This is a genomic window from Campylobacterota bacterium (assembly GCA_040752835.1).
Classification (GTDB): domain Bacteria; phylum Campylobacterota; class Campylobacteria; order Campylobacterales; family Sulfurimonadaceae; genus Sulfuricurvum.
In genome coordinates this window covers 167,735-182,732 of sequence record JBFMGG010000004.1, presented here as the reverse complement: position 1 = coordinate 182,732, position 14,998 = coordinate 167,735, and the positions used below count along the sequence as shown (strand labels likewise).

Annotated in this window: 17 protein-coding genes; 12 read left to right on the top strand and 5 right to left on the bottom strand. The window is 54.2% G+C overall.

Annotated features, from left to right (window positions below):
- Positions 1 to 40 precede the first annotated feature (40 nt).
- Positions 41 to 1,612 (bottom strand): methyl-accepting chemotaxis protein, encoded by a 1,572-nt coding sequence (locus AB1763_02780; protein MEW5831744.1) that lies wholly within the window; start codon positions 1,610 to 1,612, stop codon positions 41 to 43.
- Positions 1,613 to 1,683: 71 nt separating this feature from the next.
- Here AB1763_02780 and AB1763_02775 point away from each other — a divergent pair, with 71 nt between their 5' ends.
- The 7 genes from AB1763_02775 to tpx all read left to right on the top strand — a co-directional run bounded on the left by AB1763_02775 (position 1,684) and on the right by tpx (position 7,285).
- Positions 1,684 to 3,009 (top strand): NFACT family protein, encoded by a 1,326-nt coding sequence (locus AB1763_02775; GenBank protein MEW5831743.1) that lies wholly within the window; start codon positions 1,684 to 1,686, stop codon positions 3,007 to 3,009.
- 3 nt (positions 3,010 to 3,012) lie between these two features.
- The gene (locus tag AB1763_02770) at positions 3,013 to 3,321 is read left to right on the top strand and encodes a hypothetical protein (GenBank protein MEW5831742.1); all 309 of its coding nucleotides are present in this window, start codon (positions 3,013 to 3,015) and stop codon (positions 3,319 to 3,321) included.
- A gap of 40 nt (positions 3,322 to 3,361) precedes the next feature.
- Complete coding sequence (locus tag AB1763_02765; protein MEW5831741.1) at positions 3,362 to 4,120, top strand: phosphatidate cytidylyltransferase; 759 nt, start codon at positions 3,362 to 3,364, stop codon at positions 4,118 to 4,120.
- Entirely contained in the window at positions 4,117 to 5,190 is a 1,074-nt protein-coding gene (gene dxr, locus AB1763_02760) for a 1-deoxy-D-xylulose-5-phosphate reductoisomerase (protein ID MEW5831740.1), read from the top strand. Before AB1763_02765 ends, dxr begins: the two co-directional genes overlap by 4 nt.
- Complete coding sequence (locus tag AB1763_02755) at positions 5,187 to 5,714, top strand: alpha/beta hydrolase (GenBank protein ID MEW5831739.1); 528 nt, start codon at positions 5,187 to 5,189, stop codon at positions 5,712 to 5,714. The genes dxr and AB1763_02755 overlap by 4 nt, the downstream gene beginning before the upstream one ends.
- Positions 5,711 to 6,688 carry a tRNA (adenosine(37)-N6)-threonylcarbamoyltransferase complex transferase subunit TsaD gene (gene tsaD, locus AB1763_02750; protein ID MEW5831738.1) on the top strand — a complete coding sequence of 326 codons (978 nt, stop codon included), beginning with the start codon at positions 5,711 to 5,713 and terminating at the stop codon, positions 6,686 to 6,688. Before AB1763_02755 ends, tsaD begins: the two co-directional genes overlap by 4 nt.
- 93 nt (positions 6,689 to 6,781) lie before the next feature.
- On the top strand, positions 6,782 to 7,285 hold the full coding sequence (gene tpx / locus AB1763_02745) for a thiol peroxidase (GenBank protein ID MEW5831737.1): 504 nt from the start codon (positions 6,782 to 6,784) through the stop codon (positions 7,283 to 7,285).
- A gap of 48 nt (positions 7,286 to 7,333) precedes the next feature.
- On the opposite strand, the gene AB1763_02740 is transcribed toward tpx, so the two are convergent.
- From AB1763_02740 to recA, 4 genes are read right to left on the bottom strand one after another with little or no spacing between them, the layout of a single operon-like run.
- Positions 7,334 to 7,945: an AMIN domain-containing protein gene (locus AB1763_02740; protein MEW5831736.1), complete on the bottom strand. Its 612-nt coding sequence runs from the start codon at positions 7,943 to 7,945 to the stop codon at positions 7,334 to 7,336.
- A 49-nt stretch (positions 7,946 to 7,994) separates the two neighbouring features.
- Positions 7,995 to 8,303, bottom strand: a complete 309-nt coding sequence (locus tag AB1763_02735; GenBank protein ID MEW5831735.1) for a hypothetical protein — start codon at positions 8,301 to 8,303, stop codon at positions 7,995 to 7,997.
- A complete protein-coding gene (eno, locus tag AB1763_02730; protein MEW5831734.1) occupies positions 8,303 to 9,571 on the bottom strand; it encodes a phosphopyruvate hydratase in 1,269 nt (422 codons plus the stop codon). The genes AB1763_02735 and eno overlap by 1 nt, the downstream gene beginning before the upstream one ends.
- On the bottom strand, positions 9,568 to 10,605 hold the full coding sequence (gene recA / locus AB1763_02725) for a recombinase RecA (GenBank protein ID MEW5831733.1): 1,038 nt from the start codon (positions 10,603 to 10,605) through the stop codon (positions 9,568 to 9,570). Before recA ends, eno begins: the two co-directional genes overlap by 4 nt.
- 180 nt (positions 10,606 to 10,785) lie before the next feature.
- Here recA and AB1763_02720 point away from each other — a divergent pair, with 180 nt between their 5' ends.
- The 5 genes from AB1763_02720 to ccoG all read left to right on the top strand — a co-directional run bounded on the left by AB1763_02720 (position 10,786) and on the right by ccoG (position 14,889).
- Positions 10,786 to 11,649: a menaquinone biosynthesis family protein gene (locus AB1763_02720; protein MEW5831732.1), complete on the top strand. Its 864-nt coding sequence runs from the start codon at positions 10,786 to 10,788 to the stop codon at positions 11,647 to 11,649.
- Positions 11,650 to 11,652: 3 nt separating this feature from the next.
- Positions 11,653 to 11,919 carry a flagellar biosynthesis protein FliQ gene (gene fliQ / locus AB1763_02715; protein MEW5831731.1) on the top strand — a complete coding sequence of 89 codons (267 nt, stop codon included), beginning with the start codon at positions 11,653 to 11,655 and terminating at the stop codon, positions 11,917 to 11,919.
- Entirely contained in the window at positions 11,916 to 12,701 is a 786-nt protein-coding gene (locus tag AB1763_02710) for a UDP-N-acetylmuramate dehydrogenase (GenBank protein MEW5831730.1), read from the top strand. The genes fliQ and AB1763_02710 overlap by 4 nt, the downstream gene beginning before the upstream one ends.
- Before the next feature lie 89 nt (positions 12,702 to 12,790).
- Positions 12,791 to 13,450, top strand: coding sequence for a recombinase family protein (locus tag AB1763_02705; GenBank protein MEW5831729.1), 660 nt, complete (start codon positions 12,791 to 12,793; stop codon positions 13,448 to 13,450).
- Positions 13,450 to 14,889 (top strand): cytochrome c oxidase accessory protein CcoG, encoded by a 1,440-nt coding sequence (gene ccoG / locus AB1763_02700; protein MEW5831728.1) that lies wholly within the window; start codon positions 13,450 to 13,452, stop codon positions 14,887 to 14,889. Before AB1763_02705 ends, ccoG begins: the two co-directional genes overlap by 1 nt.
- The last annotated feature ends 109 nt before the right edge of the window (positions 14,890 to 14,998 follow it).

Here is a 14,998-nt window from a genome sequence, read left to right as displayed (position 1 = left end):
AACCTCCCCTTTTTTTCGGGGAATTATAGCGGAAATGGTTTTAGGATTTAAACTGCCCGAGCTGCGCGTTGAGGCTGGTGGCCGCGTCGTAGAGCTCCCCCGCGATGGCGGAGATTTTGGTGATCTCTTCTTGGTTGCTTTGCGAAAGGCCCGACATCTCGGAGACTTTGGCGATGATCTCGTTGATCTTGCGGGCCATCGCCTCGGCCGCTTCGACGCTTTGACGGCTGGCGTCGACGTTCGTGCGGAGCACCTGCGCGGCCGAATCGATTTTGGCGTCGATCTCCTCGCTGCGCTCGGCGAGCCGCTCGATGTTTTCGCTGTTGGTGCTCATCATGTCGGATGAATCGGAAATCGACTGGATGACGACCGAAATCGTCGAGTTGATTTCGGTCAGGCTCTTCTGGGTACGTTCGGCCAGTTTGCGCACTTCGTCGGCGACGACCGCGAAGCCCCGTCCGTGTTCCCCAGCCCGCGCGGCTTCGATCGCGGCGTTGAGGGCGAGGAGGTTGGTTTGGTCGGCGATGTCGGAGATGATTCCCAAAACCCCGCTGACGCTGGCCGCGTCGCTGGAAAGCTGGGTGAAACGTTCGGCCAGTTCGTTGCTCATCTGGGTCGTACTGTGGATTTCACGGGTAATGGCGTTGGCGATTTCGCGGACGCTGTTGAGTTCCTCTTCAGTCGAGCGGCTGTTGTCGAGGGTACTTTTGGCGATGTTGACGCTTTGTTCGAGCGTTTCGCCGATTTCGGCCGCTGTGGCGTTGGTGTTCTGGGCGATCGTATTGGTTTTTTCCGATTGGATGGAAAGATTGCTTGCCGAATTGTGAAGGGTCGAGGTCGAACCGACGGCCGAAGTGGTGATCCGCTTCGTATCGTTGATCGTGCTCTGGATTTTGGCAATGAACTGGTTGAGGTAGTTGCTGGCGATACCAATCTCGTCATTTTTGTTCATGATCGGCAGCCGTTTGGTCAGATCGCCGTTTCCGTGGGCGAGGTCGGAAGAAACGTTGTCGAGCGCTTCGATCGGGCCCAGAATGCTGCGTCCGGAGAAATAGTTGATCGCGATCAGGATCCCGGTGAGGACGGTGCCGAGAATCATGAACCATTTAAAGAACCCGGCTTTGAGCTCGTCGAAATAATCGGCTTTGTTGATTCCGGGGACGACCCACATGTCCCATGCGGGGATGTAGCGGTAGGCAGCGATCTTGTCCTGACCGGTCGTGGCCGAATGGTACTCGTAGATCCCCCCCTCTTTGTGGGAACGGATCTCGTCGATGTAATCGTGCCCCGCGAGATTTTCCCCCTCTTTTTTGGGGTGAACGCGCATCGTCCCTTTGCTGTCGACGAGGTAGACGTATCCGCTCTGGCCGATTTTGATTTTGAAGATGTCTTTTTTGAAGGTATCGTTTTTGTACGCTTCGGGATCGATTTCGGAGATATAGAGAACCGTCTGTTCGAGCGAGTCGGCCACGGTGTTGAGGTCGCTCGTCATGATCGTCTTGATCGAACTCGTGGCGATGAAGTATGCTACAATGACACTCACCAAGATCGCGCTTATCGCGGCGACCAGATTGACGATGAATTTGCCTTTGATCGTGTTGAAAAAATGCATGGGGTGCTGTCCGTCCGTGTTGAAATATTCACCATTGTAATTTTGTTTTTCTAAAGCGAAGGTAAAATAGTATGAGATATTCTTATTTAAAGCAGATTGCGTTCTACCTGCGGCGTTTTGAGCGCATCGTTGCGGCGTACCGTTACAGCGATACGGGGATACGGATCGTTTTTGATGCGGACAACAGCTGGAATTTCGAAATGGCGCGGGGCAATTCGGCGATCACGATCGGCGAGAGCGCCAATCGGACCAAAATGTATCAGGCCCCTTTCGACGTTTTGCTCGCCAAACGCTTCAACCGCGCTTCGATCACCTCGATCACCCTCCACAACGACGACAAGATCATCCGCATCGCCGTGAGCATGAGCGGGGCGTACAAAAGCGAAACGACGATACTGCAGCTGGAATTCACCGGAAAACATACCAACGCGATCATCCTCTCATCGGACGAAACGGTCCTCGAGGCACTGAGGCACATCGATGCGAACGTCTCAAGCCGCAGCGTGCGGGTCGGCCAGAAACTGCTCAACCCTCCGAAGCTTCCGTATGTTCCCAAAGAGTATCCGCTCGCCGACGTGCGGCAATTCCTGGTCGAAGAGTTTCGGAGGCAGGGGGCCGAAAAACTCGAAAAGCTCAAACGCGAAAAAAGATCGCTTCTCCACAAACGGCTCGTACAGCTTGAGAAACATCTGGGCGCGCTCGAAGACGAATCGGTATTGATGGAAGAATCGCTCGAAGCGCAGCATGCGGGGCATCTCATCCTCGCAAACCTGGATGCGGTGAACCCCTATGCCGCTTCGGTCGGGGTAAAAGATTTCGACGGAACGCCCCGAGTGCTCGAAATCCCTGCGGGATGCGGCAGTGCGGCCGGATGTGCGGAGGCGTTTTTCCGACGTTCGAAAAAAGCGAAGCAAAAAGCGGTGGGGCTCCACCTCGAAAAACGCAATCTCGAGGAAAAGATCCGTCATCAGAGGCTCTTCATCCAGGCGGTGGAGGATGCGAAATCCCCCGAGGAGATCCAGCTCCTTTTCCCTGCCAAGACTCCCCTCTCGAAGCTTAAAAATTCCGATTCGGTTGCCGAATTCTGGATCGAAGGGGTAAAAGTGTCGCTGGGGAAAAGCGAAAAAGGGAACATTGAGCTGCTCCGAAACGCCAAAGCCCGCGATATCTGGATGCATCTCAAAGACCGCCCTTCCGCCCACGTCGTGATCACGACCGACAAGCAGCAGCTCCCCGAACGGCTTCTCGAAGCGGCCGCCAGATTGTGCGTTGATTTTTCGGTATTTGAGAAAGGGCGCTATCTGGTCGATTATACCCCTCGAAGAGAAGTAAAAATCGTCGAGGGGGCGAATGTCCTGTATACCAACTACAAGACGCTGAGCATCGAGAAAGGATAGAAAATGGCAGTCGGTCCGATCGGTAACGCAATTTACGTCAATCAGCAGATGGCTGCCGTCGCGAGCGAAAAAACAGCGGTACTCAACCGTTTCGAACTCCAGACGCTGGCCGCGGCGGCCGCTTCACAGGAAGCCCGCAAAGAGGTGGAAGAGGTCCGTCCTCCCGAAGAAAACCACGGAGTCGATCCCGACCGCGAGCACACCCGGGAGCAGGCCGACGAGGAACAGCGGCGCTCTGAATCCGAAGAGGGTTCCGAAGAAGAGAAGCCCGAACCTGAAAAGCCGCTGCATCTGCTCGATATTAAAGTGTGATGCGCTATAATTCGCTAACTTAACCATTGGTCAATCAACAATGCAAACCGCAAAAAATTCTATCAAAGATCGCGTCGGAACGGCCGTCGTTCTCGTAGCCGTTGTTCTTACCGTCGGCCTAATCAACAACTTCTGGTTGATCTGGATGGTGATGGGGATCGTTTATCTGCTGGCGTTCCATGAAGCGATGCGTCTTTTCGGGATCAACAACAACTCCCTGTACGCGTACGCCGCCATTTTGTGGCTGGCCGCCGCCCTTTACCCCTACGGAGAGGATCTGTTTGTTATCGCGGGGCTCATTTTTGCCGCCGCGGTCGCCTATACCCAGAATATTCCGTGGAAAAATTTCTTTCCGTTCGTTTATCCCACCGCGGGGATGCTGTTTATGCTCAGCATGTACCAGGAGTACGGGATCACCGCACTGCTGTGGCTGCTTGTGGTCGTTGCGTCGGCCGATATCGGGGCGTATTTCGTGGGGCGCAGCGTCGGCAAAACCCCCTTTAGTATCTCCAGCCCAAGTAAAACGCGCGAAGGGGTTTACGGCGGGATCGCCGTGGCGACAGTGGCCGGTTTTTTTATCGGCGTCACGATCGTCGACATCACCCAGGCGGTGATCATTTCGATGATGGCGGCGATCGGTGCGGTTTTCGGCGATCTGTTCGAAAGTTACCTCAAACGCCGCTCGGGGGTCAAGGACAGCGGTTCCATCCTTCCCGGACATGGAGGGGTGCTTGACCGGATTGATGGCTACCTGTTCGCTTCGATCATCATGCTCGTCCTCCTGCGGGGGCTTGTTTGATCCTTCTGGGCTCTACGGGCTCCATCGGGGTCAATGCCCTGCGCGTTGCCGAACAATTCGGCCTCAGCGTCGATACGCTGGTGGCCGGACGCAACATCGACCTTCTCAATTCCCAGATCCGAAAGCACTCTCCCAAACGGGTCGTCGTCCTGCGTGACGAAGACCGTTCCAGGGTTGAGCATCACGACGTCCGTGCCGGTGATGAGGCGATACTTCGGGCAATCGAAGAATCCTCCTCGGGGCACGTCGTCAACGCACTCGTCGGCTTTGCCGGTTTCCGACCGACGCTCAAAGCACTCGAATGCGGCAAAAAGGTGGCGTTGGCCAACAAGGAATCGCTGGTCGTCGGGGGGACGTTCGTCGACACCTCCTCGATCGTTCCGATCGACAGCGAACATTTCGGCCTCTGGTATCTCAACCGCTCCGACCGCCCCGTCTCGCGCATGGTGGTGACGGCCAGCGGCGGAGCGTTCCGGGACTGGCCTTTGGAAAAGCTCGGTGAAGCGACGCTCGAAGATGCCCTCAAACACCCCAACTGGTCGATGGGGCAGAAAATCACGATCGACAGCGCTTCGATGATGAACAAGCTTTTCGAACTTCTCGAAGCGCGATGGCTTTTCGGGGAAGGGGAATACGACGCCCTGATCGAAACCCGCTCGCTGATTCACGCCCTGATCGACTACGCCGACGGTTCCACAACTGCCCATTTCGCCCATGCGGATATGCGCCTTCCGATCGCCTACGCGCTGATGGGGCGGGTGGAAACGCCCATCGTCGAGCGGATCGATCTCGCCCGGATCGGATCTTTGGAATTTCGCACGATCGATCCGGCGCGGTATCCGATCTGGGAGATCAAAAACGACCTCTTGGCCAACCCCGCGCGCGGCGTGATCGTCAATGCCGCCAACGAAGCGGCAATCGAACGTTTCGTTGCCGGCGAGATCGGCTTTTCGGCCCTTTCACGCCTTATCCTGCGCGCATACGATGCGTTTGATTCCGTCCCTTCGTCGGTTGAAGAGATTTTTGAGATCGATCTTCGGGTGCGCGAATACGTTCGGGGCCAGGCGTGAAAAAGGTTCTGATCCTCCACGGATGGCACGGCAGCGACCTGCCGCACTGGCAGGCATGGCTCGCCCGGGAGCTGGCGGTAGAGAACTGTATCGTCGCCTTTCCGCAGATGAGCGACAATCTCTGCCCCGACAAAGAGACCTGGGTGCGTGAAGCGCTGGAAGCCTTCGACGATCTTCGTCCCGACGTCGTCGTCCTTCATTCGCTGGGAAATGTCCTCTGGTTTCACATCGCCCCGTTTCTGAAAGGGCGGGTCAAAAAACTTTTGCTGTGCGCCCCTCCGCGCGATCTGGGAGAATACCCCGAAGTCGCGACGTTTTTCCCCGCACCGCTCCCCGCCGCTTTGCATGCGGAGGAGGCGCTCATGGTCGTGTCGGACAACGATCCCTACATGAGCCTGGACGAATCCCAGTCGCTTGCCGAATCGCTCGGTGTCCCCCTGCACGTACTTCACGATGCCGGGCACATCAACACGGCCGCCGGATTCGGCCCGTGGCCGTGGGTCAAAGAGTGGGTGCTTTCATGATCCTCAGCATCGAAAGCTCGTGCGACGACAGTTCGATCGCGATTACCGAGATCGCCACCAAAAAACTGATCTATCACAAGAAAATATCGCAGGAGCTGGAGCACTCCCGATACGGCGGCGTCGTTCCCGAACTTGCCAGTCGCCTGCATGCCCAGGCGCTCCCGGCGATTTTGGAAGAGTGCTCGCCCTGGCTCACACATCTCAAAGCCGTTGCCGTCACTAATGCCCCCGGACTCGCCGTCACCCTCATCGAAGGGGTGAGCATGGCCAAAGCGCTGAGCCTGGCGCTGAAAATTCCCGTGATCCCGGTCAACCATCTCAAAGGGCATATCTACTCGCTGTTTATCGAAAAAGAGAGCGTTTTCCCTTTGACCGTTTTATTGGTCTCCGGCGGGCACACGCAGCTCATCGAGGTCGAATCGCTCCATGCGATGAAAACGGTCGCGACGACGCTGGATGACAGTTACGGGGAGAGCTTTGACAAGGTGGCCAAAATGATGGGGCTGGGATACCCGGGAGGGCCGGTTATCGAGCGGCTTGCATCGCGGGGAGACCCGGAGCGCTATGCTTTTACCGTTCCGCTGTGGCAGTCCCCGCAGATCGCCTTTAGCTATTCGGGGCTCAAAAACCAGGTGCGCCTGGCCGTTGAGGGGGCAGAGTCCGAAGAGTACCCCCACATCGCGGCGGCTTTCCAAAAAACCGCGACCGCCCATCTGATCCAAAAACTCAAAAAATACTTTAAAATGACCCCACCCATACGATTCGCTGTTGTCGGCGGCGCGAGCGCGAACCGTTACCTGCGGGGCGAACTCGAAAAAATTCTGGCCCCTTACGATGTCGAGATGCTGGCGGCGGAGCTGAGTTTTTGCTCCGACAACGCCGCCATGGTAGGGCGGATTGCGGTCGAACACTACCTGCGCGGCGAATGGGCGGATTACCGTTCCCTGAGCGTTTCTCCCCGGACAAATCTGTAATATTTCTTAAGCCGAAACACCTATTGGATAATTCAGAGTGAAATTATCCGAATTAAGTACAATTTTCGTACCAAACAAAAACAGGAGCTATAAATGGCAACAACAATGCTTAAAGGTAACGTCGTTAACCTTGCGGGTAACGAAGTAAAAGTCGGTGATAAAGCACCACAGGTCACAGTTGTAAACTCGAACGGTCTTGCAGACAAAGTAGTGGGCGGCGCAACAGGCAAAAAACAGCTGATCGTTGCGGTTCCTTCACTCGACACTGCAGTATGTGCGACTGAAACACGCAACTTCAACAAAGAAGCGGCTTCATTGGCAAACGTTGATTTGACAATCGTATCGATGGACCTTCCGTTCGCCGGCGGCCGTTTCTGTACAACTGAGGGGATCGAGAACGTTACCGTTGCTTCTGACTTCCGCAACAAAGATTTCGCGAACGCGTACGGTGTATTGATCGCGGACGGCGTTCTGGCGGGTGTTACATGCCGCGCTATCTTCGCCGTTAACGAAGAAGGTATCGTAACCTACAAAGAGATCGTTCCTGAAATCACTGCGGAACCCGATTACGAAGCTGCACTGGCTGCCGTAAAATAACTCTCCTCCCCGCACACGCGGGGAATTTCTTCCGACACTTTTTTTCTTTTATTGACAATCAATAATGATGTTTTTACCCGATTGGCGCAGTGTGTAGTCGTAGCGGCCGTCCAGCGTGATGCTCATACGGGCAAATTTGCCGTGATAGGTCATTTCCGCACCCAGATAAGGAGCAGCGTTCATCGCCTTTTGGGTTTTCTCAAACAGTTTCGAGTACGAAAAATCCAGAACGATCCGGTTTGGATTACTGAGGGCAAAATGACGCATGAGAGGGACGGAAGAGGCGAGTCTGAGAGTTTTTTGCGTACTTGAAAACCGGACAAATTCAAGTTGGCCCGAGGAAGAGGTTTTGGCATTGGAAGGGATCTGTGCCGATTTCCCCCCCTGAGAGATCACGATCGGTTTGTGCCAATCGATAGCCCTGTTCAGGTCGATTTTACGGATCTCAATGCTTCCGTCGGCATTTTGATAGGTCAACGAGATCTCTTGGAGGATACGGGCTTCGTCGGGGAGGCTGTAGCTTACGGCTCCCAGCATCGGGGTGTTTTCGGGGAGATTGGACGTCACTTTCTGTGCGGGCGACGTGACGGCGAAAAAGGGGTTTTCCCGGGCAATGAGCGGAGAGAGGAGGAGGATGCAGGCCAGAAGTGATGATTTCATGCTTCCCTTTCATGTGTGAATCATGCGGAGTCGGTACGGCGAAGAAGGGCTAATGAACTTCAGAAACCTCTTCGGTATCGGCGTCGGCATCGAGTTCTTTGTACTCGAAGTACTGCTTTTGCAGGGCCGCATTCTCCGCTTTGAGACGTTCGATGTCTTCGATCAGGTAGTCTTGGTGCTCTTCGAGGTCGAGCAGTACGCTGAGCGAATTGTTGCCGAAAAAAATCAGCCCCATGTAGATGCCCGCAACGAGTACGGCGGCGACGGCAATGAAAAACTTCAGAGTCGAAAGCCCGAAATAGCGTTCGGTCAGACTCTCGTTTTCCTCATTTCCGAGCAGCCGGTCGTCCTGGTGCATCAGTTAAAAAGGGTATTTCCCAGGTATTCGCCGTAGACGACTTCGTTTTCGATTTCAAGCAGGCGGTTGTATTTCGCCGTACGCTCGCCGCGCGCGGTTGAACCGGTTTTGATCTCTCCGCAGTTGAGCGCGACGGCGAAATCGGCGATGAACGCGTCTTCGCTTTCACCGGAGCGGTGGGACATGACGCATTTGTAACCGTTACGCTGCGCCAGACGTACCGTCAGCATCGTCTCGGAGACGCTTCCGATCTGGTTAGGTTTGATCAGGATGGCGTTACCGATCCCTTTGGCGATCCCCTCGGCGAGGATGTTTGCATTGGTGACGAACAGATCGTCTCCGACGAGCTGTACTTTGCCGCCCAGACGTTCGGTGAGGATTTTCCATCCGGCCCAGTCGTCTTCGCTCAGACCGTCTTCGATCGAAACGATGGGGTATTTGGCGCAGAGCGCTTCGTAATACCCGACCAGCTCTTCGCTGGTGAGGGTGCGCCCTTCGGACTCGAGGCGGTATCCCCCTTCGCAGACCAGCTCGGAACTCGCGACGTCCAGGGCGATGGCGATTTGCTCACCCGCTTTGTAACCCGCCTTGGCGATCGCTTCCATGATCACTTCGATCGGCTCTTCGTTATTTTTCAGATCGGGTGCGAATCCCCCTTCGTCACCGAGTGCGGTATTGGCGCCGCGGTCTTTGAGGATCTTTTTGAGGTTATGATAGACTTCCGCGGACGCGCGGAGCCCTTCGGAAAAATCGGCGAAGCCGACGGGCATGATCATGTACTCCTGGAAATCGACGCTGTTGTCGGCGTGGCTTCCGCCGTTGATGATGTTGAGCATCGGAACGGGCATGACCATCGCGTTCGCGCCGCCGAGGTAGCGGTAAAGGGGAATCCCCAGGCTTTTGGCCGCTGCGCGGGCGACGGCCATCGAAACACCGAGGACGGCGTTGGCGCCGAGGTTGGAATAGTTGTCGGTTCCGTCAAGCTCTTTCATGGTCGCATCGACGACCGCCTGATTGTAGGGAGAAAGGCCCATGATCGCATCTGCGATCTGTGTGTTGACGTTTTCGACCGCCTTGAGAACCCCTTTGCCCATGTAGCGGCTGTCGTTGTCGCGGAGTTCGAGCGCTTCGCGCTTTCCGGTACTGGCACCGCTGGGTACGATCGCGCTTTCACGTGTCCCGTCGCTGAGCTGAACCGTTGCTTTGACTGTCGGATTCCCCCGGGAATCCATTACCTCGATTGCACTTACTTCATCAATAAAAATCATTCGTCTACTTCTCCTATTTCAGATTCATCCATCGCCATGATGTTGTTGACGCCCATGGCGGCTTTAATTTTGTCTTCGACTTTTTTGGCCAGCTCCGGTTCTTCTTTGAACTTCTGCTTGACGTTTTCGCGTCCCTGGCCGAGTTTGACGTCCTCGAAGCTGAACCATGCGCCGCTTTTGTCGATGATATCGAGCTTTACGCCATAGTCGACGAGTTCTCCTTCTTTGGAGATCCCTTCGCCGAACATGATATCAAATTCCGCCTGCCGGAACGGCGGGGCGACCTTGTTTTTTACGACTTTGGCTTTGACGCGGTTTCCGATCTGGCTCTCGCCTTGTTTGAGCGTGGCGATTTTCCGCACGTCGATCCGGACCGATGCGTAGAATTTTAGCGCATTTCCGCCGGTTGTCGTTTCGGGTGAACCGTACCCCATCGTTCCGATTTTCATCCGAATCTGGTTGATAAAGATGATCGTACAGTTCATCTTATGCAAAACGCCCGTGAGTTTCCGCAGCGCTTTGGACATCAGACGGGCCTGAACGCCCACCTGCTGGTCGTCCATCTCCCCTTCGATCTCGACTTTGGGGGTGAGGGCCGCAACCGAGTCGACGACGATCAGATCGACCGCACCGCTGCGGGCGATGGTTTCGACGATGTCGAGCGCCTGCTCGCCGTAGTCGGGCTGGGAGACGAGGAGATTCTCGATATCGACCCCCAGATTTTTCGCGTAATTGACGTCAAGTGCGTGTTCCGCGTCGATGAAGGCGCACACGCCCCCCGCTTTCTGGCATTCTGCCGTGATCTGCAGGCTCAAGGTCGTCTTACCTGAACTCTCCGGTCCGTAGATTTCGACGACGCGCCCTTCGGGGACCCCGCCGATACCGAGGGCGAGGTCCAGCCCGATCGAACCGGTGCTGATGGCGTTGATCGGTTCGATCTCTTTGTCGCCCAAACGCATCAACGTCCCTTTCCCGAACGTTTTGTCGATCTGTTTCATCGCCAGTTCAAGCGATTTGAGTTTTTGTGGATCCATCATGCGTTGCTCTCCTGATACGGTATTAGGTTGTTAGATAAGGCAATAATATGACAAATTGAAATATATTTAAAAAATATGACAAATTGAAATATTAAAATTCACACTAATGGAATGGTATTATTTTATCGTTATTTCGTTAAAATTTAATTGATTCGTCCAGCCAAACAAGGAAACCAGGTGAAAAAAACGGTTATTGCCCACTCTCCCGACGCCGATGACATTTTTATGTACTACGCCATCAAATTCGGATGGGTCGGAAAAAAAGGTACCGTTTTCGAAAACATCGCCCTGGACATCGAGACCCTCAACACAGAGGCCCTTGCGGGCACTTACGACGTGAGTGCGATCAGTTTCGGCCTCTACCCGCATATCCGTAACGACTACGCGCTGCTGCGCACGGCGGTCAGTTTCGGTCAGGGGTACGGTCCCAAGCTGATCCGCAAAAAAGAGACGGTCCTCAAAAAACGGTTCAAGGTGGCGCTCAGCGGGAAATTCACGACGAACGCACTGCTGTTTCGCATCGCCTATCCCGACGCAAAAATCGTTTACATGAACTTTCTGGAAATCGAGCAGGCGGTTTTGTCGGGGGAGGTCGATGCGGGGGTTCTCATCCACGAAAGCATCCTCGGCTACGACGAAAGTCTCGAAGTGGAACGGGAACTGTGGGATGTATGGTGCGAGCTGGCCGGCTCCGACCTTCCCCTTCCGCTGGGAGGGATGGCGATACGCCGTTCACTCCCGCTTAGCAGCGCGATCGAATACGAAAACCTTCTGACCAAAGCGGTCAAGGTGGCCCGAGACCATAAAGAAACCCTCTCGAAAATGCTTCTCGAGCGCTCCCTGGTGCGGATCGACGCCCCGACGCTCGAGAAATACCTCGAACTCTACGCCAACGACGAGTCGATCACCCTTAGCGAGATTCAGTATGCCGCCATCAAAAAACTGTTCGACCTGGGGTATCGCCACGGTTTTTACGATGCGGCCATCGATCCGAAAGATTTCATGATCCCGCTTGAATATACCGAATTGAGGTACTCGTAAATGATGCAGGAAGAGCTGATCGGATTGGGGATCGAGACGTTCAAAATCGCTTTGGTTCTCGCGTTGCCCGCACTGCTGGTGGGGATGTTCCTGGGACTTGCCGTCAGTATTTTTCAGGCGACGACCCAGATCAATGAGATGACCCTGAGCTTCATCCCCAAGATCATCGGGATCGTCGTGATCGTGATCCTTACCATGCCGTGGATGATGAATACGATGGAAGATTTCACGATACGGATATTCAATATGATTCCGACGTTCATGCAATGAATTTTAAAACGATCGATTTCTCCCGCTTCAGCTCGATCCGGATCGGTCCTGTCGTCGACGTCGCCCTGATCGAAGACGACATCGTTCCGCCGGGGCGCGTCATCGTCGGCAGTGCCAACAACCTGCTCATTTCGCCGACCCCGCCCCCTTTGATGCTCCTTGCCAAAACGTACGATTTCATCCGGCTGGAGGAAGACGGCCTCCATATCGGTGCGGCGACGCCGGGGGGGAGGGTCGTATCGTTCTGCAAAAAAAACGACATCGCCCATTTCGAGTATCTTTCCAAACTTCCCGGTACGGTCGGAGGAATGATCAAAATGAACGCGGGGCTCAAAGAGTACGAAATCTTCAATCACCTGATCGCGCTGCGGACTCCGAGCGGATGGAAGAAAAAAGAGGAGATCGAATACGGTTACCGCAAAACGTCGATAGACGAGGTTGTTTTCGAGGCGGTTTTTGATGCCGTTGCGGGGTATTCGGACGAGCGCTACGCGATGTTCGCGCAGATGCGTTCGAACCAGCCCTCCGATCCGAGTGCGGGGAGCTGTTTTAAGAATCCTCCCGGCGATTACGCCGGCCGGCTGATTGAAGCCGTCGGCCTCAAGGGTGTCCGGCGCGGCGCAATGGCGTTCAGCGAAGTTCACGCCAATTTCCTGGTCAACTACGGAGGCGGAACGTTCGACGACGCCCTGTGGCTGATCGGTGAAGCCCAGAAACGGGTCGCTGAGCAGTTTGGGATTGCCCTGCAGTGTGAAGTCGTGATATTGGACGCGAAAAATTGACGAAAAAACCCTTTTTTCTATTGACTATTATCGTCAACATTGGCTAGAATGACGATGAAACTCATAAATCAAAGGAGTTTATACGTTAAATGATCGTCAGTTACATACGCTCCGACAAAGATTTTGACGGTGTATACGAACAGCTGAAACTGATAAACGGTTATGCTGATCAGAAAGGATTAATCATCGAGGAAGAGATGGTGGACCACACCTCTCAAAGCAAAAGGCTGATCGAACGTACCGAAGTGGTCCAGTTTTTCCGCTCGCTCCATGACGATACGCTGATCGTATACGACGTGTGGGCACTGAGCAGCCACATCGAGGATTTGGTGCAGATGCTCAGCTGTCTTCTCAAAAACGGCAATACGATCAAGCTGGTCAAACCCAGAATCGTAATCGACCGCAATAGTGATACAATGGTGGTGTTGGGACTGATTGACCAGCTTCGTCAGATTTTGCAAGACGATGCGAAAAAAGGGATCGGACGTCCGAAAGGATCGAAGTCTTCATCCAAATTCGATACTCACCTTGAAAAAATCATCGATTTGCTCAAAGAGCGCCGCAGCGTGAGCGAAATCGCGCGGATTTTGGGAGTGAGCCGCAGTTCGCTCAAAGACTATATCGAATCGCGTGAACTCAAAGAGGTCGTCAGTGGCGTATTCGGCGACGGAAACGACGAAGAAGCCGAAGCGACGGTGATCGGGACGATACGTTGCCCGGTAATAGAAACAAGCTCAAAGGAGGTTTAATGAGCGAAACAACAACCCCGCAAGGGAAGGAATATTTGGCCGGGTGGACGCCCTGGCGAATCAAGCGCTACTGGTTCTACGGTCTGGTGACCGTTTTGTCGCTGGTCATTCCGTGGATCCAGGTCGACGGCAACCATCTGTTTTTGCTTAGCTTCGACAAGCTCAAACTCCACCTGATGTTCGTGCAGTTCGACATGCAGGAACTTTACCTGATGCCGTTTTTGCTGATGATTCTTTTCATCGGCGTTTTCGGTATAACGGTCTTGGGAGGACGGGTTTTCTGCGGATGGATGTGTCCCCAGACGATTTTCCGCGTCGTGTACCGCGACCTGATCGAGACGAAACTGCTCGGCCTGCGCAAGCGGATCAAAAACAAGCAACAAGAACCCGATTATTCGAAAGCGGAAAACAAGCTCAAGCGGGTCGTGGCGCTTTTGCTGTGGACGGGCCTCGCGTTCATCGCCGCGGCCGATTTGATGTGGTATTTCGTACCGCCCGAAGATTTCTTCGCCTACATCCAGAACCCGGCCGAACACCCCGTGCTGATCGGATCGATCCTGGTCATAGTCGGCTTTTTGGTGTATGACGTTATTTTCCTCAAGGAAAATTTCTGCGTGTACGTCTGTCCGTATTCCCGTATCCAGTCGGTTCTTTACGATGAAGACACCGTTATGGCGATCTACAATCCCAACCGTGGCGGCGACATCTACAACGAGAACAAAGAAAAAGTGTTTACCAAGCAAAACGACCTGCTCAGCGTCAACCCGAGTGCCGAATGTACGACGTGCGAAAGCTGTGTGACCGTCTGTCCGACCCACATCGACATCCGTAAAGGGCTCCAGCTGGAGTGCATCAACTGTCTTGAATGCGTCGACGCCTGTACCGAAGTAATGGGGAAACTGGGCAAGCCGACGCTGGTCGAATGGTCAAGCGAAAAAGAGACATTGTTCCGGAAAGGAAAGACCGACTATTTCCGTCCTAAAATTCTCGGTTACATCGCGGTATTGGTGATCGTCAGCATCGTGCTGGCGATGATGGGAAGCAAAAAAGAGTACATGCTCCTCAACATCAACAAAGAAAACCGCCTCTATTCGATCAACCAGACCGAGGAGGGGAAAACGCGGGTGGATAACGCCTATACGTTCCTGCTCCAAAATACGCTGAACGAAGATCACGAATATTACTTCGACGTCATTGCTCCGGCGGGCATGGAAGGGAAGATCAAAATCGATCAGCCTGCCAAACCGTTTAAAGTCAAACCGGGGATTGTCAAGAAAAAAGTAGTGGTCCTCTATACCGAAGAGATGCTCGTCAACGACGACCGCAAAGATACGGTCATTCCGATTACGATCCGCGCATACGCCGTCGATGCGAAGGACAAAGTGATCGTCGACCGCCAGTCGACGTTTACGTTCCCCCGCGCCGATCTCCTCAAATAACTTTTCGCAAAGGGGCGCTCGGCGCCCCCTCTTCCGTTTCTTCCCTTGTTAAAGTTCAACTGTCGGTTTTGAAAGTGTTTCGATAGCGGTAGTCCCAATAAGCTGTCGC

Bases quoted from the DNA above. Each gene is read 5' to 3' on its own strand.
- tpx (MEW5831737.1), top strand. From the start codon at position 6,782: ATGGCAACAACAATGCTTAAAGGTAACGTCGTTAACCTTGCGGGTAAC.
- AB1763_02780 (MEW5831744.1), bottom strand. From the start codon at position 1,612: ATGCATTTTTTCAACACGATCAAAGGCAAATTCATCGTCAATCTGGTC.
- AB1763_02710 (MEW5831730.1), top strand. From the start codon at position 11,916: ATGAATTTTAAAACGATCGATTTCTCCCGCTTCAGCTCGATCCGGATC.
- AB1763_02765 (MEW5831741.1), top strand. From the start codon at position 3,362: ATGCAAACCGCAAAAAATTCTATCAAAGATCGCGTCGGAACGGCCGTC.
- eno (MEW5831734.1), bottom strand. From the start codon at position 9,571: ATGATTTTTATTGATGAAGTAAGTGCAATCGAGGTAATGGATTCCCGG.
- ccoG (MEW5831728.1), top strand. From the start codon at position 13,450: ATGAGCGAAACAACAACCCCGCAAGGGAAGGAATATTTGGCCGGGTGG.
- AB1763_02775 (MEW5831743.1), top strand. From the start codon at position 1,684: ATGAGATATTCTTATTTAAAGCAGATTGCGTTCTACCTGCGGCGTTTT.
- AB1763_02735 (MEW5831735.1), bottom strand. From the start codon at position 8,303: ATGCACCAGGACGACCGGCTGCTCGGAAATGAGGAAAACGAGAGTCTG.
- AB1763_02740 (MEW5831736.1), bottom strand. From the start codon at position 7,945: ATGAAATCATCACTTCTGGCCTGCATCCTCCTCCTCTCTCCGCTCATT.
- AB1763_02705 (MEW5831729.1), top strand. From the start codon at position 12,791: ATGATCGTCAGTTACATACGCTCCGACAAAGATTTTGACGGTGTATAC.
- fliQ (MEW5831731.1), top strand. From the start codon at position 11,653: ATGCAGGAAGAGCTGATCGGATTGGGGATCGAGACGTTCAAAATCGCT.
- recA (MEW5831733.1), bottom strand. From the start codon at position 10,605: ATGGATCCACAAAAACTCAAATCGCTTGAACTGGCGATGAAACAGATC.
- AB1763_02770 (MEW5831742.1), top strand. From the start codon at position 3,013: ATGGCAGTCGGTCCGATCGGTAACGCAATTTACGTCAATCAGCAGATG.
- tsaD (MEW5831738.1), top strand. From the start codon at position 5,711: ATGATCCTCAGCATCGAAAGCTCGTGCGACGACAGTTCGATCGCGATT.